The organism is Natronomonas salina (assembly GCF_013391105.1).
Classification (GTDB): Archaea; Halobacteriota; Halobacteria; order Halobacteriales; family Haloarculaceae; genus Natronomonas; species Natronomonas salina.
The window spans coordinates 1067809-1087459 of record NZ_CP058335.1 but is presented as its reverse complement, the minus strand read 5'-3'; the positions used below and the strand labels follow the sequence as shown (position 1 = coordinate 1087459).

Sequence of the window (19651 nt, the reverse complement as noted above, 5' to 3'; positions counted from 1 at the left end):
TTCGGTCGGTACGGCTCCGCTCGGCCCGCATCAGGCCTTTTTTATCGGATGCCCACGCAGGAGATGACAGCTATGCGACGTGCGCTTGCGATCGTCGGCCTCTGTCTGCTGTTGACCCTCTCGGGCTGCTCGTTCCTCCCGGGCGGGTCGGGCGACGAGTCGACCGCACCCGGCGTCGAGGACGGCGAACTGGCGGACTCCGCCACGCTGCTGGACGCCCACGAGTCGGCGCTCACGGAGAGCGGCTACGGCTACGACGTCTCGATCAACCTCTCGAGCGCCCGCGAGGGGCAGTCCTTCGACATCTCCGAGCGCCAGCGGATGGCGGTCGCGCCGGGCGCGGAGCAGTACGTCCACCAGGTGATCTACGGCGGCCAGACGCGCGTCGTCGCCTGGGGCAACGACAGCGTCGAGTACCGCCGCGTCGAGCAGGGCGGCAGCACCGAGTACAGCCGCTCGGATTCACCGTCGCCCACGGCGCTGACCGGCGCGAACCTGCTGGAGTCGCACCTGACCGCCCCCTACGAGGTCGTCGACACGGAGGAGACCGACGGGCGGACGCTCGTGACCCTGGAGTCGACCGGCGACCCCGCCGACGACCGGGCCATCCCGGGGAACGTCTCCTCCGTCGAGCGCTACGACGCCCGGTTGGTCGTCGACGGCGAGGGCCGCATCCACCGGCTGAACGCCTCGGGGGAGTACGCCGCCGGCGGCGAGACCGGCTCCTTCGAGTTCACCTACGAGCTCACGTCGGCCGAGGACCCCGGCGTCGAGCGACCCGCCTGGGTCGACCGGCTGGACGAATAGGCACGAAACCGACCACAACACAACGGCTAAACGTACGGACACTCTCATGGCTACACGTATGCAGCGGGCCGAACCGCAGGATTTCAGTCGCGTCCTCTCGTCGATGTGCACCCGGCCGCACCCGGCGGCCCGCGACGCGGCGGAGCGCTTCCTCGCCACCAACCCCGGCGACCCGGGGACCTACGAGACGGTGGCGAAGCTCGAACGCGAGGCCATCGACCTGCTGGGGCAGGTTGCGGGCCTCGAGGACGCCGCGGGGTACGTCTCCTCCGGCGGGACGGAGGCGAACATCCAGGCGGTCCGCATCGCCCGCAACCGCGGGGACACCCGGACGCCGAACTTCGTCGCGCCCGCCTCCGCGCACTTCTCGTTCCGCAAGGCCGCGGACATCCTCGGCGTCGAACTCCGGACCGCGCCGCTGGAGGACTTCCGGGCCAACCTCGACGGCGTCGCCGAACTGATCGACGAGGACACCGTGCTCGTCGTCGGCGTCGCCGGCACCACGGAGTACGGCCGCGTCGACCCGATCCCGGCGCTCGCCGACATGGCCGACGACGCCGGCGCGCTCTGCCACGTCGACGCGGCCTGGGGCGGGTTCGTCCTCCCGTTCACGGCCCACTCGTGGGACTTCTCCGACGCGGATATCGACACGATGACCATCGACCCGCACAAGATGGGGCAGGCGGCCGTCCCCGCCGGCGGCCTGCTGGCCCGCGGCCCGGAGCTCCTCGACGAACTCGCCATCGACACGCCGTACCTCGAGTCGACGTCGCAGGTGACGCTGACCGGCACCCGAAGCGGCGCCGGCGTCGCCAGCGCCGTCGCCGCGATGGAGGAGCTGTGGCCCGAGGGCTACGAGGCCCAGTACCGCACCTCCCAGTCGAACGCCGACTGGCTCGCCGCCGAGATCGAGGCCCGCGGCTTCGACGCCGTCGACCCCGTCCTCCCCATCGTCGCCATCGACTTCCCGCACGACCTGATCGCCGAACTCCGCGAGCAGGGCTGGCGGCTCTCCCGCACCGAGAACGGCGAGGGACGGGTGGTGTGCATGCCGCACGTCACCCGGCCCATGCTCCAGGAGTTCCTCGACGACGTCGACCGCCTGACCTGATCCGGGCGGTCCCGGGCGGCGGAACGGCCGTCCAGTAACGAGACTGTTTTACCCCCGACGCTACGCATACCGAGTATGCACGAGGAGTTCCCGACGGAGACGCCCGCGGTGGTCACCTGCGGGTTGCCGTACGCCAACGGCGACCTCCACGTCGGCCACCTGCGGACGTACGTCAGCGGCGACGCCTACTCGCGGGCCCTGGAGCGGGTCGGCCAGGACGTCGCGTTCGTCAGCGGGTCGGACATGCACGGCACGCCCATCGCGGTCAACGCCGCCGAGGAGGGCGTCGACCCCGAGTCCTTCGCCCTGGAGTACCACGAGCAGTACGAGGAGACGTTCCCGCAGTTCAACGTCGAGTTCGACAACTACGGGCACACCCACGACGAGACGAACACCGAACTCACCCGCGAGTTCGTCCGGTCGTGGATCGACGGCGACCACGTCTTCGAGAAGGAGATCGAGGTCGCCTGGGACAGCGAGACCGACCAGCCGCTGCCCGACCGCTTCGTCGAGGGGACCTGCCCGTACTGCGGGGAGAAGGCCCGCGGCGACGAGTGCGACGAGGGCTGCCAGCGGCACCTCGAGCCCGGCGAGATCGAGGACCCGGTCTCGACGATCACCGGCAACCCCGCGGAGTACCGCACCCGCCCCCACAGGTTCCTGCGGCTGTCGGACTTCCAGGAGTACCTGAAGGGGTTCATCGACCGCCTAGAGGGCACCGAGAACGCCCAGAACCAGCCGCGGGAGTGGATCGAGGGCGAACTGCAGGACCTCTGTATCACCCGCGACATGGACTGGGGGATCGACTACCCCGGCGACGCCGAGGGCGACGGGGGAGGCGACGGCGAGGACCTCGTCCTCTACGTGTGGGTCGACGCCCCCATCGAGTACGTCGCCTCGACGAAGCAGTACTCCGAGCGCGTCGGCACCGAGACCTACGACTGGGAGGCCGTCTGGAAGAACCAGGGGACCGACGAGCACCCCGACGGCGGGGAGATCGTCCACGTCATCGGCCACGACATCATCCAGCACCACACCGTCTTCTGGCCGTCGATGCTCCGCGGGGCCGACTACAACGAACCGCGGGCCGTGATGGCCTGCGGGTTCGTCAACCTCGCCGGCGAGGCCTTCTCCACCTCCCGGAACCGCGCCGTCTGGGCCGACGACTACGTCGAGTCGGGCCTGCACCCGGACCTCTACCGCTACCACATCGTCACCGGCAGCGAGTTCGTCGCCGACGTGAACTTCTCGTGGGACGGGCTCCAGGAGCGAGTCAACAGCGAACTCGTCGGGAACCTCGGGAACTTCTGCTACCGGTCGCTGCTGTTCGCCGAGCGCAACTACGGCGGGACCCCTGACGCCGACGTGAGCGACGAGGTTCGCGACGAAATCGAGTCCGCGATGGCGGACTTCCGCGAGGCCATCAACGACTACCGGGTCCGCGGGCTGGGGCGGGCGCCCGTCGAACTCGCGAAGTTCGGCAACGAGTACATCCAGCGCCACGAGCCCTGGAAGCTCACCGACGACGACCCCGAGCAGGCCGCACAGGTCATCCGCGACTGCGTCCAGCTCTCGAAGGCCGTCGCGGTGCTCATGGAGCCGGTCCTGCCGGGGAAGGCCGAGGAACTCTGGAGCCAGCTCGGCGAGGACGGCAGCGTCCACGACGCCGAACTCGGCGACGCCCTAGCCGATCCGGTCGCCGAGTTCGACGAGCCCTCCGAGCTGTTCGAGAAGATCGAGGACGACCGCGTCGAGGAGCTCAACGAGCAGCTCCAGGCGCGCGTCGAGGCCGCCGGGGACGGCGAGGAGGACGAAGCCGACGAGGCCGCCGAATCGGACGACGAGACCGGCGGCGCTGCCGCGGACCTCGAACCCGTCCGCGAGGAGCGGATCGGCTTCGAGGAGTTTCAGGACCTCGACCTCCGCGTCGGCGAGGTGCTCGCCGCCGAGCCGATCGAGGGCGCCGACAAGCTCGCGAAGCTCGAGGTCGACATCGGGGTCGAGACCCGCCAGATCGTCGCCGGCATCAAGCAGCTCCACGACCTCGAGGCGCTGCCGGGCACCCGCATCGTCGTCGTCGCCAACCTCGAGAAGAGCGAGCTGTTCGGCGTCGAGTCCGACGGGATGCTGCTGGCGGCCGGCGACCAGGCGGACCTGCTGACCACCCACGGGGACGCCGAGCCGGGGACGAAGATCCAGTGACCCCCACGCGCCGCCGGCCCGTCCCGACAGCCATTTGCCCCTCCCTCCGTTACCGCGTTCCATGAGCGACCCCGGCGACGCGGGCGAGCGGCGGTCCGACGAGGCGGACGGGACCGCCGGCCCCGACGCCGACGAGGACTCGGAGTGGGAGTTCTCCCTGCAGGACCTCGAGCAGCGGGAGGCCGACGCCGAGGCGGCCGCGGCCGCCGAGCGCGAGCGCCGACGACCGCTGGAGCCCGGCGACCCCTCCCTGGAGAACGTCCTCTTCGTAATCCTCGGAGTACTCCTCGCGCTGTTCATCATCTCCCGGATGTTCCTGCTCTGAGACGGCCGAAGCGTTAACGTCCGGGAGTCCGTACCCCGGGCCATGGCTGAACTGTTCGGCTACTCGGTGCCGTTCCTCCTCGTCCTGCTCGGGACGGCGCTGATGATCCTCGAGGCGTTCGCCCCCGGGGCCCACTTCGTCGTCGTCGGCATCGCCCTCCTGGCCGCCGGCCTCGCCGGGCTCGCCCTCGGCCCCCTCCTCCCGACGGTAGCGCTGCCCATCGTGCTGGCGGCGGTCGTCCTCGGCGCCGGCGGCCTCGCGCTGTACGCCTACCGGCAGTTCGACTTCTACGGCGGGAAGGGGACGCGACAGACCAGCGACTCGCGGTCGCTGCAGGGGAAGACCGGCCGCGTCACCCAGCGGGTCACCCGGAGCGACGGCGAGGTGAAGCTGGACTCCGGCGGCTTCAACCCCTACTACCAGGCCCGCGCCCTCGACGGCGAGATCGAGGAGGGCGCCGAGATCATGGTCGTCGACCCCGGCGGCGGCAACGTCATCACCGTCGAGTCGACCGAGGGCCTCGAGGACGACATCGACCGCGAACTCGCCCGGGAGCGGCAGCGACGCGCCGAGGAGGAACGGGACCCGGAGCGCGAGCGCGACGAGAGCGAACCCGCCTAGGGTCCGCGATTCTGTTCTCTCCGTCCGGTTTCAGAGAGCCCGATTTCCAGTCGATCAAGAAGCGAGTAGTCGGGCGGTTCTCTCCCGTCGATAGTGCTGGCTACCCGAGCCGGTCCTCCCAGTCGCTCGCCGTCGTTGATTCGCCGGTGACGCCGTCGGGGTCCTGCTCCAGCAGCAGCACGGCGGCCTCGTTCATCACGTCCGGGTCGAGGATGGAGTCGCGCTCCTCGTCGTCGAGGTGGTCCCAGAAGCCGGTCTCGACGCGGCCGCCGGGGTCCAGGCAGTTGACGTTGACGTCGGGGGCGAGCTCCTCGGCGAGCGTCCGGGAGAACCCCTCGAGGGCCCACTTCGAGGCGACGTAGGGGCCCCAGCCCGCCGAGCCCCGCCGGCCGAGGCCGGAGGAGATGTTGATCACGTTCCCCTCGTTCAGTTCGGGGACGGCGTGCTTCGCACAGAGGAAGCTCCCGGTGACGTTCACCTCCATGACGAGCCGCCAGTCGTCGACGTCGACGTTCCGGACCTCCCGGAGCTCGTCGTGGAGGCTCAGCATCCCGACCGCGGCGTTGTTCACGAGGCCCGTAAGCTCGCCGTACCCGTCGACGGTCGCCTCGATGAGCGCCTCCACGGCGGGTTCGTCGGTGACGTCCGCCGGGACGAGGAGCGTCTCTCCGTCGGCCGCGTCGGCGACCTCCCGGAGGTCGTCCTCGCTCCTGGCGGTCAGTACCGTGTTCGCGCCCTCCGCGGCGAACCGGCGGGCCATCGCCGCGCCGAGGCCGCGGCTCGCGCCCGTGACGATGACGGTCTCGTCGTCGAGTCGTCCCATGGCTGAGCCGACGCTTCGGAGGGTGAAAAACGAGCGGGTCGGACGGTGAGGTAACAGCTCCAGCGGCGACCGGTGTCCGCGCCGGTCTCCAGTCGGTCGATGAGCCGTTCGTCTGGGGTGGGTTCTCGTCGCCTCGACCGGGACTCAGTCGAAGCTGAGCTGGGCTTCAGCCTGTCCTGACCGTGTCCTGGCGGAGCGGTGGTGCGCCTCGACGGTCACCGACCCGTCGGCCGCGCAGGCCACGCTGACGTCGTAGCCGTGGTAGGTGAACTCGATCCGTCCGGTGCGGGTGCCGCCGTGGGGCAGCGGCTCGAAGAGCGCCTCGAGCGCGTCCGTGTCCACGGCGTCGTACAGCGGCGGGAGGTCCAGCGGGTCCGTATCGTCGGCGTCTGCGACGGCTTCGAGGACGGCCAGGGTCGGAGAGGAGCTGTTCGTCACGTTTGGATGGACGCCAGCGACGTCTAAAAAACGCCACGTCCGTGTTCGACCGCCGTCAGGTGAAAGCCAGCGCTAACTCGTGACCCGACTACCTGTTGGACAGACTACTCGTCCCGGACTCCATCCCCAGGCGATAGAACTCGGGTTCGGGATTCGAACGTGAGGGCGACGACGGGTCGGGACCGGCGGTTGTCGGTCCGCTATCGCCGTTCCGGTCGACGGCGACGACCGTCCGGCGGCTACGGAGGGGCTACGCGAGAGAAAGGCGAGGGTAGGACCGTTACTTCGCGGAGATGACGTCGTCGATGCGGGCGATCATCGTCGCCGCCTCGGTGGCGGACTCGACGGCCTCCCGCTTGACGGCGGCGGGGTCGAGGATGCCGTGCTCGACGGGGTCGCCGACGTCGCCGGACTGGCCCTCGGCGATGAGGCCGGCTCGACCCTCGGCGTCGTGGGTCGAGCGGAGGTCGACGAGCGCGTCGATGGGGTCCATGCCGGAGTTCTCCGCGAGCGTCCGGGGCAGGACGTCGACGGCGTCGGCGAAGGCCTCGATGGCGAGCTGCTTGCGGCCCTGGACGCTGGCGACGCTCGAGCGGATGTGGTCGGCGATGGCGATCTCGGTCGCGCCGGCGCCGGGGACGACGCCGCCGGCGTCGAGGGACGCGGTGACGACGTCGAGGGCGTCCATCAGGGCGCGCTCGAGCTCGTCGGCGACGTGCTCGGTGCCGCCGCGCGCGAACACGGTGACCGTCTCGGCGGCGGCGCCGCCCTCGATGAAGGCGAGCTCGTCGGAGCCGAACCGCTGGACGCTGACGCTGTCGGCGGCGCCGAGGTCGGCGTCCTCGAGGTCGTTCAGGGTGCCGACGGTGCGAGCGCCGGTCGCGCGCGCGATCGAGCGGGCCTCGTCGTCGTCGACGGAGTCGAACGCGAGGACGCCCTCCTTCGCGAGGTAGGAGGCGACGAGGTCGTCGACGTCACCGGTGACGAAGGCGACGTCGACGCCGGCGTCGGCGACGGTCTCGGCGTAGCCGCGGAGTTCGCCCTCCTCGGCCTCGAGGGCCTGGTTGAGCTGGTCGACGCTGGAGATGTCGTACTCGGCGTCGATCTCGGCCTCGCGGACCTCCAGGTCCAGGTCGAGGACGGCGATGGTCGCGTCCTCGACGCTGCGGGGCATGTCGTCGTGGAGGGGCTCCTCCTCGCTGATGACGCCCTGGACCAGCTCGGTCGCGGAGGCACCCGCGCCGGTCTGCGTGCGGAGGGTGATGGCGTCGCGGTCGACGCCGTCGTCGGTCTGGACCTGCCGGATGGCCGCGACGATGGTCTCGGCGAGGGAGGCGGCGTCGATGTCGCCGGTGCCCTTGCCGGTCATCGAGGACTCGGCGACCGACGCGAGCACGTCGTCGTCGAGTTCGTCGGTGAGCGTGACGTCCTCGACGGCCTCGAGCGCCAGCCGGGAGGCCTCCTGGTACCCCTCGACGATGGTCGTCGGGTGGACGTCGTCGTCGAGCAGGTCCTCGGCCTGCGCGAGGAGCTGCCCGGCGAGGACGGAGGCGGTCGTCGTGCCGTCGCCGACCTCCTCCTCCTGGGTCTCGGCGACCTCGACGATCATCTGGGCCGCCGGGTGCTCGATGTCCATCTCCTGGAGGATGGTCGCGCCGTCGTTCGTGATGACGACGTCGCCGGAGTCGGAGACGAGCATCTTGTCCATGCCGCGGGGGCCGAGCGTCGTCCGTACGGACTCGCTGACGGCCTTGCCCGCGGTGATGTTCGACGACTGGGCGTCCTTCCCGCGGGTCCGCTCGGAGTCCTCGTTGAGAATGAAAAGCGGCTGTCCGCGCCGCTGGCGCATCTGCTGTGACATATTCGTTCGATATGTCGTCAGCGGTTCTATATAAGGGTTTCTGTCCGCGCCCCGCTGACGCGGAGTCGGCGCCTCGGCTGCCGGCCCCTCATCGGCGGTCGTACACCGCGACGGCGCGGTCGGTGCGGGCCGACCAGCCGTTGGGGTTCCGCCGCGGAGTCCGGTCGGAGAGCCGCGCCCGGAGGCCGTCTTTATACCCGAGGACGCCGCCGACGAGCACGTCGCGGCCGTTGCCGAACCAGCTCGTCGGCTTCGCCTCGCCGTCGACGACGTCTCGGAGCGCTGAGGTGGCGTCCGCGACGCCGTGGCGGGCCGTCCGGAAGGCGACCGTCGGGTGGGCGCCGTAGTTCTTCGCCAGCCGGTAGGCCAGCGAGCGGTAGCGGTCCCGCCAGTCGCGCTCCTTGCGGCCGCCGTCGGTGGCAGCCTCGCGGGCGACGCACATCTCGGCGTTCCAGGCGACGCCATAGTCGAGGCCGGCCAGCCGGTGGGCGGCGTCGCGGGCGCCGCCGACCTCGAGGTACTCGTCGAAGCCGTCGATGGCCTCGACGACCTCCCGGGTGAACGCGGCGTTGCCGCCGTTGAAGTAGGTGACCGCCCGCCCGCGGATGGTCCGGGTCTCGACGCTGTCGGTGGCGACGCCGGCCCGGAGCTGCTCGTGGGTCGGGCCCGTGACGGCGTCTGCGTCGGCGAGGGTCGTCACGACGGCGTCGAGCCAGCCGTCCTCGACGGCCATCGTGGGGTTGACGAAGGCGACGGCCTCGCCGCGGGCCCGGTCGAGGCCGGCGTTCCGCGCGACGCTGACGTTCCGGTCGTCGACCTCGACGAGGACGTCGACGCCCTCGTGGTCGCGGACCATCCCGCTCGTCCCGTCGGTGGAGGGCCCGTTGACGACGACGAGCTCGAAGGGGGCCTCGGCGCTCAACGCGTCGAGACAGCCGCGGAGCTCGTCGCGGTCGTTCAGCGTTGGCACCACCACCGACACGTCCATACCCCCGATAGCGTGTCGGACCACCAAAAGTTCCGCGGGTGCTGGCCGGCCCTGCTACTCGGGGACGCGGACGTCCCAGTAGGAGACCGACGCGAGGTTGTCACCGAGCGGCGTCCGACCGACCGTCTCGTCGAGCGACCGGAACGGGCGGGCGACCCAGCCGGGCACCGCCCGGTAGAAGCCGAAGGGGACGACGAAGTCGTGGGCGGCGTCGACGAGTTCGAGGTCGGCGCCGACGACGAGTTCGCGGACCTCCCGGTCGGAGTAGAGCCGCGAGCCCATCGGCAGCGCCCAGTTGTAGATCGACCGGAACGAGTAGCGCTTGAACGTGTCGAAGAAGATCTGTTCCTTCGAGACGCGGCGCATCTCGCGGATGTAGGCCTCCGGGTCGGGCGCCAGGTGGAAGAACCGCATCGCGAAGACGGCGTCGAAGTGGTCGTCCGGGAAGGGGAGCCGGCCGGCGTCGCCCTGCATGAAATCGAGGGAGTCCTCGACGCCCGCCGCGTGGGCCTTCCGGCGGCCCTGCTCGAGCATCGCCTCGGAGATGTCCATCCCGACGACGTCGGCGCCGCGGTCGGCGAGCATGACGGTGAACCGACCGGTCCCGCAGGCGACCTCGAGGACGCGCTTGCCCTCCAGCGGCTCGAGGGCGTCGATGACCGCCCGTTTCTCCCGGCGGTCGATGACGCGGCCGCCCTGCGAGAAGCGCTTGTCGTCGTACGCCTCCGCGATGTCGTCCTCCTGGTACCACTCCTGACCCTTCACACTACCCGAATCGACCTCCGCCGACCATAAAAGGATGCTGAAAGTGCCGGGCGACCGCGGGTCGCCCCGAGACCCCGCTCGTCCGCACCCGTCCGAACTGGCGACTGGGTGAAAGGTGTCGGCATGTGGATATATAGACGGCCGGACCCGCACGGTCGTCCGGAACCCCCGCCCGTCATAGCACGGCCCCTTAATCCGGGAGGGTTTCCTTTCGAGGTGATTTATCCGATTTCGGCCCAAACTTTGCCGCCAAAATTGCCAGCGCGTACTATGTAAGCCGGCTGTGTATAAGGGGGCATTATACACACTTGAGTGTACGTATTGTTTGGACACCCATATAGCGAAGTTTTACCAGGAGGTTCCACTCACGCCTTGGTATGAGCACGACCACGGAGGAACGCTCACGCCAGGCCGAATCGCCGCTGTCTGACCCCGAGTTCCGCGAGACGCTGCGCGAACTCCCCCCGAGCGCGAAGCTCGTCGCGAAGGTGCTGGAGGACGCCTCCCCGCTCTCGCAGGGCCAGCTCGCCGAGGAGTCGCTGCTCCCCGATCGGACCGTCCGCTACGCGCTCAACCGCCTCGAGGACGAGGACCTCGTCGACTCCCGCTACTCCTTCCACGACGCCCGCAAGCAGGTCTACTACCTCGTCGAGTAATCTGCTCCGCAACCGGGGCCCCGCCCGAACCCCGGACCACCGCTTCCGACCTTCCCGTCTCCCGCCCGCCCGACAGCCGCGGCCGTCGACGCCCACTACTAAGCCCTCGCCGCGCCACCTCCGGGTATGCACGTCGAGCGCCTCCCCGTCGAGGTTCCCACCCGGGCCCCCACGGGGAAGACCGCCTGCTACGTCGTCGGGGGCGACGACGCCCTCCTGGTCGACCCGGCGGCGACCGACGAGCGCGTCGAGGCCCGCCTCGACGACGTCGCCCACGTCGCCGTCACGCACCACCACCCAGACCACGTCGGCAGGGTCGCGGAGTACGCCCGCCAGGCCGACGCCACGGTCTGGTGTCGGTACGGCCGCGAGGACGCCTTCGCCGCCGCGACCGACGCCGAACCCGACCGGACGTTCCGGGAGGGGACCGTCGTCGAGACCGGCGACGGCCCGGTCACCGTCCGGGACACGCCCGGCCACGCGCCCGAACACGTCGCCTTCGAGACCGGCGAGGGGCTCGTCTCCGGTGACCTCGCCGTCGCCGCGGGCAGCGTCGTCGTGGGTGCACCGGAGGGGGACATGCGCGCGTACGTCACCTCCCTCCGCCGGGTCCGCGGGCTGGCCCCCGAGCGGCTCTATCCCGGTCACGGCCCCGTCGTCGAGGACGTCCGCGAGACCTGCGAGCGCCTCATCGACCACCGCCTCGACCGCGAACGTCGCGTCCTCCACGCCGTCGAGTCGGGCAGCGAGACCGTCGACGCGATCCTCGCTGCCGCCTACGACAAGGACCTCGCCGGCGTCGAGGACCTCGCCCGCGCGACGGTCCGCGCCCACCTCGAGAAACTCGACCACGAGGGTCGGGTCCGCTGGGACGGCGACAGCGCCGCGCCGGCGTGACCCACCGCTCCATTCCGTTGCCCCCGTCCCCACAATAATGATGGAGGCTCTCCAAGTCCACCCATGGGGATCGCACGCCACGGTTCGGGGATCCGGGCGGACGCGGGTGCACTGGTCTCGCAGGTCCACCCGGTGTTCATGCTGCCGCCGCTGGCCGCGTCGGCCTTCGGGGCGGTGCTGGCCGGCCGGGTCGACCCGACGCTGCTCGTCCTCCACCTCGTCGCCGCCTTCGCCGGCCTCTACACCGCCCACGTCAAGGACGGCTACGTCGACTTCTACGGCCGCGGCGAGGACGACGACCACCCGCTGACCGCCGACGGCTGCCGGCTGGCCCTCGCCGGCGCGAGTGCGCTCTTCTTCGCCTGCCTCGCCGCCATCGGCCTCCTGGTCGACGTCTGGGCCGCGCTGCTCACGCTCCCGGGGTGGATCATCGGCTACCTCCACGCCCCGCAACTGGACCTCAACGCCGTCGGCGCCACGGCCGGCTACCCGGCGGGCATCGCCTTCGCGCTGCTCGGCGGCCACTACGTCCAGGCAACCGCCCTCGGGGCCGACGTCGTCGCCTTCGCCCTCGTCTTCTTCGTCGTCCTCTGCGGCATCAAGGTCGTCGACGACGCGACCGACTACGAGTACGACCGCTCGATCGGCAAGCGGACCGTCGCCGTCGTCCTCGGCCCGGACGCGGCCCGCCGGTTCGCCTACGGGCTGATGGCCGCCGGGATGGCCGTCGTCCTCGTCCTCGCGGCCGTCGGCGTGTTCCCGCCGGCCAGCGTCGCCGCGCCGCTGGTCTTCGGCGTCGTCGCCGCCTTCGCGTGGCGCGCCGGCGAGGACGCCGGGCTCGCGACGAAGCTCCTCATCCGCGGGTCGTACCTCTTCCTCGCGGTACTCGTGGCCGCAGTGTGGATCGGGTGAACTTCGGAGACGGGACCCGAACTACAGCCAGCCCGCCGGGAGGGTTTCGTGGTTCTCCTCGAGCAGTTCCAGCACCGGCCGGATCGCGTCGAACCGGGCGCCCTTCACCACGGTGTTCGACTCGCGATCCCACTCGACGAAGCCGTACTCGACGAGCATCGGGAGGTGGACGTGGTAGAGTCGAACGTGGCTCTTGTCCGCCCCACTGATCTCGGCGTCGCTGGCCAGGTACTCTTCCTTGAGTCCCTCGCTCATCCCGCCCACCTCCCTCGACGCCTCCGAGATCGTCTCGACCGTCTGCGGATTGTGCTCCAGCAGGTCCACCAGCAGCTTCCGCCGCTGGACGTCCGACAACGCCTCGAAGACGTCGTCTGCGTGGTCTCCCCCGTTCCCGTTCATACTGGGAGTGATGGACGGCGATCGATATCAATGTGCGATATTTTCACGGAGGACGGTCGTTCTGAACAACCGAGTGACAGCCGGGTGACGACGCCTCGCCGGAGATCGCGGTGACGCTCCCCTAGTTCGCCGTCGAGACGATCTTGACGACGTCGCCCTCGTCGAGTTCGTGGTCCTCGCCGACGCGGCGGCTCGCGCGGGCGTCGACCGCGTGGAGGTACCCCTCGCCGATGTCGGAGTGGACCGCGTAGGCGAGGTCCTTCGGGGTCGCGTCGCGCTCCAGGAGGAAGGCGTCCGGGAGGACGTTCCCCTGGCCGTCGGTCCACCGGGTCTCGTTCTGCACCGGGTAGACGGTGATGCGGTCGAGCAGGTCGTAGACCGCCTCGTTCAGCGACTGCTGGACGCCGGTGCCGCCCCACTGCTGCATGACGTCGCGGATGCGCTCGAGGCCCTCCGCCTGCGCGTCCGAGAGGTCGCCGGTGATCTCGAAGTCGTCGTCGCCGGGGTCGTAGTCCACGACGCCGGCCTCGACGGCCTGCCGGAGCGCGAGTTCGCCCTCCGCGGTGCAGGGGATCACGTGGCCGGCGACCTCCTCCAGGCGCTCGACGTTGCCCTCCGGGGCCACGTCCGCCTTGTTGGCGACCACGACGATGGGCTTGGTCCGCTCGCGGAGCCGCCGGGCCAGCTCCTCGCGGTCCGCGTCGTCCCAGGCCATCGGGTCGTCGGAGTACTCCATCTCCCGGAGGACGGCCATCATGTCGTACTCGGTCGCGCCGACGCCGGTGAGGGTGTCGGTCAGCGCCTCGTCGAAGTCGAACTCCGGCGAGCGAGACTGCCGCTCGATGGTCTCCCAGTTGTCGGCGACGATCCCGGCCAGCCAGAGGTCCATCTCCTCCTCGACGAAGTGAACGTCCTCGACGGGGTCGTAGCTGCCGACCTCGACCGGCTCCCCCTCGGCGTTCGTGCCGCCGGAGGCGTCGACGACGTTCAGGATGACGTCGGCGTTCGACAGGGCGTCCAGGAACTGGTTGCCGAGGCCCTTCCCCTCGTGGGCGCCGGGGACCAGCCCCGCGACGTCGAGCAGTTCGACCGGGACGTAGCGCTTGCCGCCGTGGCAGTTCTCGTTGCCGCAGCGCTCCTCGCGGTCGAGGCAGGGACAGCGGGTCCGGACCTGGCTGACCCCCCGGTTGGCGTCGATGGTGGTGAACGGGTAGTTGCCGACGTCGACGTCCGCCAGCGTGGCGGCCTTGTAGAACGTCGACTTGCCGGCGTTGGGCTTGCCGGCGAGGGCGACCGAGAGCATACCCGACGTACTGCCGGACCCCGTAAATGCGTCCCGATAGTCGACCCGGCGACGGTAACCGGTGCCTGAGGGCATAATTAGCGGACTACTAAGTGAGAAAGTATTTGGTCTTCTGCGTACGCGTCGATGTATGGAAGCCCCTCCACACGACCCTGCCGACCGTCCCCGCCCGCCGCGCCGCCCCGACAGCCACGACCCGAGAGACCGGGCGGCGTGACGCCATGACGAAACCCCGCGAACACACCGGTGACGGCGTCAGCAGGCGGTCGTTCCTCGCGGCCGGCCTGATCGGCGCCGCCGGCGCGACGAGCGGCTGTATCGACATGGTCCGCAGCGCCGCGGACCCCGACGGCGACTCGCAGGTCTCGCTGTCGATCGCGACCGTCCCCGCGGACAGCGACCGGGCGTCCGTCCGGATCGTCGAGCACCTCGAGTCGAACCTCCGGGCCGCCGGCGTGGACGTCTCCCGCGACGTCCGGTCCCCCCAGGAGTTCCTGGGGCGCGTGCTCGTCGACCACGAGTACGACGTCTACGTCGGGACCCACCCGCTGGAGACCGACCCCGAGTACCTCTACGAGGCGCTCCACTCAACGTTCACCCACGAGCCGGGCTGGCAGAACCCCTTCGGCTACACCAACATCCCCTTCGACGCGTACCTGGAGGACCAGCGGCTGGCCGCCGGCGACGAGCGCGCCGCCATCGTCGACCGGATCCTCTCGACGGTGGTCCAGGAGAAGCCGTTCGAACCGATCTGCGTCCCCGACGAGTACCGGGTCGCCGACCCCGACCGCTACGAGGGGTGGGACGGCGGCCACCTCGACGGGCGCGGCGGCTACCTCGAGGTCGAGCCGGCCGAGGGCGTCACCGAACTCACCGCGCTCGTCACCGACAGCCGCTCGACCCGCTCGGCCAACCCGCTGTCCCCGACGCTCCACGGCGAGGACCGGGTGGTAGAGCTCGTGTACGACTCGCTGGCGACCGAGCGGGACGGCGAACTGGCGCCCTGGCTCGCCTCGAACTGGGAGTGGGCCGACGACGCCGACGAGGCCGGCACGGAACTGCAGACGGCGACCGTCGACATCCGGGAGAACTGTCGGTTCCACGACGGCGAGCCGCTCACCGCGGCCGACGTCGCGTTCACCTACCGGTTCCTGGCGGACACGCTGCTCGGCCGGCGGCGCGTGCCGGTCCCGGCGCCGCGGTACCGCGGCCGGGTCTCGGCCATCGACTCGGTCGAGGTGGTCGACGAGTACCGCCTTGAGATATCGACGACGGCCGCGCGGTCGGTCGCCGAACGAGCGTTCGTTGTCCCGGTCCTCCCCGAACACCGCTGGAGCGCGCTGGTCGAGGAGCAGGTCGGCCCGCCGGACGCCACGGCGCCCGTCGACGGGTGGAGCCCCGCCGACATCGACAACCTCCCACCGGTCGGCAGCGGGCCGTACCGCTACGACGACCACTCGGAGCGCGACTTCATCGCCCTGACGCGCAACGACGAGCACTTCTCGCTGCGGCCCGCCGTCGACGGGCCGGCCCCGTCGGTCGAGACGATCCGGTTCGAGGTCGACCCCGGCAGCGTCACCTCCGCCGACCGCGTCCGGGGCGGGAGCGCCGACGTCACGGCCTCTCACCTGTCGCCCGGCGCGATCGGCGACGTCGCCGACGACCCGGACCTCGAGCGCTTCGAGTCGTCGCCCCGGCGGTTCTACCACCTCGGGTTCAACGTCCGGTCCTCGCCGTGCAGCAACACCCACTTCCGGCGGGCGGTCACGAGCCTGCTGGACAAGGCCTGGATCGCCGAGACGGTGTTCGAGGGCCACGCGACGCCGGCCGTCACGCCGCTGGCGGACGAGTGGGTCCCCGACGAACTGGCGTGGGACGGGGCGGACCCCGTGACGCCGTTCCCCGGCGCCGACGGCGAACTCGACGTCGACGCCGCGAGGACGCTGTTCGAGGAGGCCGACTACCGGTACGACGACGAGGGACGGCTGCTCGAGGGGTACTGATGTTCGTCGAGGTGGTGACGCGGGTCGCCGCCGCCCTCGCCGTCGCCCTGCCCGTCTCGCTGCTCGCCTTCGTGGGCCGCGACCGGCTGGCGCGGACCCGCTCGGAGTGGCGCTCCCGGATCCGGACCGCCGGCCCGCTCGTGGTCATACTCGTCGCCTCGCTGCTCGTCAACCGGTGGGTCCGGCAGTCAGCGCCGGCGTTCTCTCGGGAGTACGGCATCTACGCGACGGCGACGTTCTACCGGCTGGAGGGCGACTTCATCCTGGTGTTCCAGTCGATCGCCTCGGAGTCGGTCACCTCGTACTTCTCGTTCGTCTACGTCTACGGCTACGCGTTCCTCCTCATCTTCCCGGTCGTCGCCTACTTCACGCTGTCCGACACCGTGCTGTTCCGGCGGCTGCTCTCGGCCTACACGTTCAACTACGCCGTCGGCGTCGTACTCTACGTGTTCGTCGTGGCGTACGGCCCCCGGAACCTGATGGTCGAGGGCCTCGACACGGTCCTCTACGACGCCCGGCCGGAGTACCAGTACCTCACCCAGGAGGTCAACCGCAACACCAACGTCTTCCCGTCGCTGCACACCTCGCTGTCGGCGACCGTCGCCGCGTTCGCCGCCATCTCCCGCGACGACCTCCGCGCCTGGTTCCCCGTCGCCGTCCTGCTGGCCGCCAGCGTCGTCGTCTCGACGATGTACCTCGGTATCCACTGGGGCATCGACGTGCTGGCCGGACTCGTCCTCGCGTCCGTCAGCGTCGTGTTCTCGCGGCTCGTGGTCGACCGGTGGGCGGTCTGGGAGGTCCTCGAGGACTGGTGGCGGTCGAGGACGGACCGGTAGGTGCGGGCGGCTGTGGATTCGTCGGAAGGAACAGTACGGACCGGGTCAGCCGTCTTCGGCGTCGGCGATGATCTTCTCGACGTCGTCGCCAGAGCCGTTCGTCGAGGGGACGGTCTCGTCGGTCGGCCCCCACTCGAACTCGCTCTCCGCGACCGGGCGGACGGCCGGCGTGGCCTCGACGTCGAGCCGCCCGTCGCCGAGTCGGACGAAAGCCGGTTCCGGGTCCGGCTCGGGGAGTTCCCCCTCGCCGAGGGGAACCACGGCGGGAGCGATGTCTTCTAATGCTGCCTCGTCGTCCGCACCCGCGAGTTCGTCATCGCTCTCGGATTCCGCCTCGGGTTCCGGTTCCGGTGCGTCCTCGAAGACGAGCCGGCCGTGCGCGCGGATTGTGCCGTCGACCTCGGCGACCTCCGAGAGCCGGCAGTCCTCACAGGAGATGTCGCCGCGGACGTGCGCGCCCGGGCTGACGACGACGTCGCCGCCCTTCGTCGTCACGTCGCCGTGGACGATGGTCCCGGGGCCGACGTGGATGTCGGTTTTCGCCCGGAGGCTCCCGAAGACCTCGGTCTCTCGGCCGACCTCGATCTCGGTGGCGCGGATGTTGCCGTGGACGCGGCAGTCGTCGCCGATGGTGGCGGGTGTCGAGACCCGCCAGGCGTCGTCCGAGACGCGGGCGCCGCGTGGGATCATCAGGGGATCGGCCTCGCGGTCGGCCGCGAGGAACTCCTCGGCGACCTCCTCGGCGGCCTCCTCCTCCCCGATGCGGAGCAACTGCGAGAGGTAGACGAACAGGAAGACGATCGTCGGCATCGGGTTGCGGATGACGATCCAGCCGTTGGCCTCGAAGCCGCGCTCGATGTCGACGTCGTCGCCGATGTCGAGGTCGCCGGAGACGATGAGCTGGCCGGTGATGTGGACCCGCTCGCCGAGGTAGGCGTCCTGGCCGACGAGGACGTTGCCGTCGACGTCGCACCACATGTCGAGCCGGCAGTCGCCATCGGCCTCGATGTCGCCGCCGAAGCGGACCCGCTCGCCGGCCACCACGTTGCCGCCGCGGACGCCCAGCTCGACGACGCTCTGCCCGCCGACGAGCACGTCCCCGTCGGTGACGAGGTCGTGCTCCTGGACGTGCGTGCCGTCGGGGATGGACAGCTCCTCCAGCGGGTCCGAGCCGAACACGGTGTAACCCTGCCGGTCACCGCTAATAAATCCTCCTCGCGCGTCAGACGTCCGGCAGACATATGTCGGTCACGCGAGTAACGCCGACGGGGCCGTCGATGCGCCAGCGGGCGCGCCCCGGCGACGGGGAGGGGAAACTCCCGTCGCATCCGTCTCGTCTCCGCTTCGCCCGGCGGACGCGACGGCGGACCGGCGGACGGTCGTCGTGGCGCTTATGTCCGGCACCGTCGAACCCCCGGTATGACCGTTCTCTCGTTCGACGAGCAGGGCGTCGACGTCATCTACGAGGGCACAGAGTTCCGCCTCGAGAAGGACCTCATCGAGGAGGCGACCCGCAAGGACTACCCGGACGTGACCGACCACGAGGTGCTGCAGATCGTCGAGGAGAGCCCCTCGCTCTCCGACGAACCCCGCCGGATTCAGGACATCCTCGACTAGGCGTTCGCCGCCACCGGAACGCTCTTTTCCCGTGCCACCGCGTCCCACCCCATGCGAGCCGCGCGCTTCTACCCAGGAGAGGGGCTCCGTATCGAGGACGTCCCGAGACCCGAGGTCGGTCCCGGCGAGGTGCTCGTCGAGGTGGCCGCCTGCGGGGTCTGTCACTCCGACCTGCACGTGCTGGACGGCGACCTCCCGCTGACCGAACCGCGGACGCTCGGCCACGAGGTCGCCGGCACCGTCGCCGAGACCGGCGAGGGGGTCGGTCTCGACGTCGGCACCGACGTGGCCGTCTTCGGCGGCTGGGGCTGCCGGAACTGCGAGGTCTGCGCCCGCGGCGACGACCAGCTCTGCAACTTAACGAACTGGCTCGGCATCGGTCACGACGGCGGCTACGCGGAGTACGTCCGCGTGCCGACGGCCGACTACTGCCTCCCGCTGGACGGCCTGGACCCCGTCGAGGCGGCGCCGCTGACCGACGCCGCCCTCACCCCGTACCGGGCCATCGAGAAGGCCGACGTCGGACCCGGCGACTGCGTCGCCCTCGTCGGTATCGGGGGGCTGGGGGAGTTCGGCGTCCAGCTGTCACGGCTCCGCGGCTGCTACACCGTCGCCGTCGACCGCGACCCGGCGAAGCTCCGGCGCGCCGAGTCCATCGGCGCGGACGCGACCGTCGACACTTCGGGGTCGGTGCCGGGCGAGATACGGGACGCCGCCAGCGGCCCGGTCGACGCGGTCGTCGACTTCGTCGGCGTCGACGCGACCCTCCAGTGGGGCGTCAACGTCCTCGGCGCCGACGGCCGGCTCGTGCTGGCCGGCATCGGCGGCGGGTCGGTCGACTTCTCGTGGAACCCACTGGTCGGCAGCGAGGTGACCTACCGGACCGTCCAGTGGGGCACACCGGCGGAGCTCCGGTCGGTGCTGGACCTCGCCCGACAGGACCGCCTGGAGACCCGGACCGAGCGGGTCGGCATCGACGAGGTGCCGGCGACCCTCGAGCGACTCGAGGCCGGCGATGTCGACGGGCGGGCGGTCGTGGTACCGGAGGCGTAGTATCGGTCGGTAGCGGTACACCTAAGGGTCAGCG

Annotated in this window: 20 protein-coding genes; 12 read left to right on the top strand and 8 right to left on the bottom strand. The window is 70.5% G+C overall.

Translation table 11 applies throughout. The features are described from left to right. Nucleotides 1-72 precede the first annotated feature (72 nt). From HWV07_RS06015 to HWV07_RS05995, 5 genes are all read left to right on the top strand, one after another. Nucleotides 73-807, top strand: a complete 735-nt coding sequence (locus tag HWV07_RS06015; protein ID WP_178333430.1) for a DUF7537 family lipoprotein — start codon at nucleotides 73-75, stop codon at nucleotides 805-807. A gap of 58 nt (nucleotides 808-865) precedes the next feature. Then, nucleotides 866-1918: a tyrosine decarboxylase MfnA gene (mfnA, locus tag HWV07_RS06010; RefSeq protein ID WP_211694234.1), complete on the top strand. Its 1053-nt coding sequence runs from the start codon at nucleotides 866-868 to the stop codon at nucleotides 1916-1918. Between the two features lie 75 nt (nucleotides 1919-1993). Further along, the gene (metG, locus tag HWV07_RS06005) at nucleotides 1994-4120 is read left to right on the top strand and encodes a methionine--tRNA ligase (RefSeq protein WP_178333428.1); all 2127 of its coding nucleotides are present in this window, start codon (nucleotides 1994-1996) and stop codon (nucleotides 4118-4120) included. A gap of 61 nt (nucleotides 4121-4181) precedes the next feature. After that, complete coding sequence (locus HWV07_RS06000) at nucleotides 4182-4445, top strand: DUF7312 domain-containing protein (protein ID WP_178333427.1); 264 nt, start codon at nucleotides 4182-4184, stop codon at nucleotides 4443-4445. 42 nt (nucleotides 4446-4487) lie between these two features. Further along, nucleotides 4488-5066, top strand: coding sequence for an NfeD family protein (locus tag HWV07_RS05995; protein WP_178333426.1), 579 nt, complete (start codon nucleotides 4488-4490; stop codon nucleotides 5064-5066). Nucleotides 5067-5166: 100 nt separating this feature from the next. Here HWV07_RS05995 and HWV07_RS05990 read toward each other — a convergent pair whose 3' ends face one another. From HWV07_RS05990 to HWV07_RS05970, 5 genes are all read right to left on the bottom strand, one after another. After that, nucleotides 5167-5889: an SDR family NAD(P)-dependent oxidoreductase gene (locus tag HWV07_RS05990; RefSeq protein ID WP_178333425.1), complete on the bottom strand. Its 723-nt coding sequence runs from the start codon at nucleotides 5887-5889 to the stop codon at nucleotides 5167-5169. Nucleotides 5890-6033: 144 nt separating this feature from the next. After that, entirely contained in the window at nucleotides 6034-6327 is a 294-nt protein-coding gene (ddfA, locus tag HWV07_RS05985) for a DdfA family disk-determining factor (protein ID WP_178333424.1), read from the bottom strand. A gap of 280 nt (nucleotides 6328-6607) precedes the next feature. Then, nucleotides 6608-8188, bottom strand: a complete 1581-nt coding sequence (gene thsA / locus HWV07_RS05980) for a thermosome subunit alpha (RefSeq protein ID WP_178333423.1) — start codon at nucleotides 8186-8188, stop codon at nucleotides 6608-6610. An 88-nt stretch (nucleotides 8189-8276) separates the two neighbouring features. Then, nucleotides 8277-9176 (bottom strand): glycosyltransferase family 2 protein, encoded by a 900-nt coding sequence (locus HWV07_RS05975; protein ID WP_178333422.1) that lies wholly within the window; start codon nucleotides 9174-9176, stop codon nucleotides 8277-8279. Nucleotides 9177-9230: 54 nt separating this feature from the next. Then, nucleotides 9231-9941 (bottom strand): class I SAM-dependent methyltransferase, encoded by a 711-nt coding sequence (locus HWV07_RS05970; protein ID WP_178333421.1) that lies wholly within the window; start codon nucleotides 9939-9941, stop codon nucleotides 9231-9233. Between the two features lie 377 nt (nucleotides 9942-10318). On the opposite strand from HWV07_RS05970, the gene HWV07_RS05965 reads away from it, so the two are divergent. From HWV07_RS05965 to HWV07_RS05955, 3 genes are all read left to right on the top strand, one after another. Continuing rightward, the gene (locus HWV07_RS05965) at nucleotides 10319-10597 is read left to right on the top strand and encodes a MarR family transcriptional regulator (protein ID WP_178333420.1); all 279 of its coding nucleotides are present in this window, start codon (nucleotides 10319-10321) and stop codon (nucleotides 10595-10597) included. Nucleotides 10598-10723: 126 nt separating this feature from the next. Beyond that, a complete protein-coding gene (locus HWV07_RS05960) occupies nucleotides 10724-11494 on the top strand; it encodes an MBL fold metallo-hydrolase (protein WP_178333419.1) in 771 nt (256 codons plus the stop codon). A 63-nt stretch (nucleotides 11495-11557) separates the two neighbouring features. Beyond that, nucleotides 11558-12406: a UbiA family prenyltransferase gene (locus HWV07_RS05955; RefSeq protein ID WP_178333418.1), complete on the top strand. Its 849-nt coding sequence runs from the start codon at nucleotides 11558-11560 to the stop codon at nucleotides 12404-12406. A 21-nt stretch (nucleotides 12407-12427) separates the two neighbouring features. Here the strand turns inward: HWV07_RS05955 and HWV07_RS05950 are convergent, their stop codons facing one another. Beyond that, nucleotides 12428-12805, bottom strand: a complete 378-nt coding sequence (locus tag HWV07_RS05950) for a DUF7344 domain-containing protein (RefSeq protein ID WP_178333417.1) — start codon at nucleotides 12803-12805, stop codon at nucleotides 12428-12430. Nucleotides 12806-12926: 121 nt separating this feature from the next. Further along, on the bottom strand, nucleotides 12927-14108 hold the full coding sequence (locus HWV07_RS05945; protein ID WP_178333416.1) for a redox-regulated ATPase YchF: 1182 nt from the start codon (nucleotides 14106-14108) through the stop codon (nucleotides 12927-12929). A 221-nt stretch (nucleotides 14109-14329) separates the two neighbouring features. Here HWV07_RS05945 and HWV07_RS05940 point away from each other — a divergent pair, with 221 nt between their 5' ends. Together HWV07_RS05940 and HWV07_RS05935 are read left to right on the top strand one after the other, a co-directional pair. Beyond that, nucleotides 14330-16111, top strand: coding sequence for an ABC transporter substrate-binding protein (locus HWV07_RS05940; RefSeq protein ID WP_178333415.1), 1782 nt, complete (start codon nucleotides 14330-14332; stop codon nucleotides 16109-16111). After that, nucleotides 16111-16947, top strand: a complete 837-nt coding sequence (locus HWV07_RS05935; protein WP_178333414.1) for a phosphatase PAP2 family protein — start codon at nucleotides 16111-16113, stop codon at nucleotides 16945-16947. Before HWV07_RS05940 ends, HWV07_RS05935 begins: the two co-directional genes overlap by 1 nt. Before the next feature lie 45 nt (nucleotides 16948-16992). Here the strand turns inward: HWV07_RS05935 and HWV07_RS05930 are convergent, their stop codons facing one another. Beyond that, nucleotides 16993-18126: a polymer-forming cytoskeletal protein gene (locus HWV07_RS05930; protein WP_211694233.1), complete on the bottom strand. Its 1134-nt coding sequence runs from the start codon at nucleotides 18124-18126 to the stop codon at nucleotides 16993-16995. A gap of 240 nt (nucleotides 18127-18366) precedes the next feature. On the opposite strand from HWV07_RS05930, the gene HWV07_RS05925 reads away from it, so the two are divergent. Further along, nucleotides 18367-18564, top strand: coding sequence for a DUF5800 family protein (locus HWV07_RS05925; protein ID WP_178333413.1), 198 nt, complete (start codon nucleotides 18367-18369; stop codon nucleotides 18562-18564). A gap of 51 nt (nucleotides 18565-18615) precedes the next feature. Further along, nucleotides 18616-19617, top strand: coding sequence for an alcohol dehydrogenase catalytic domain-containing protein (locus HWV07_RS05920; protein WP_178333412.1), 1002 nt, complete (start codon nucleotides 18616-18618; stop codon nucleotides 19615-19617). Nucleotides 19618-19651: the final 34 nt, after the last annotated feature.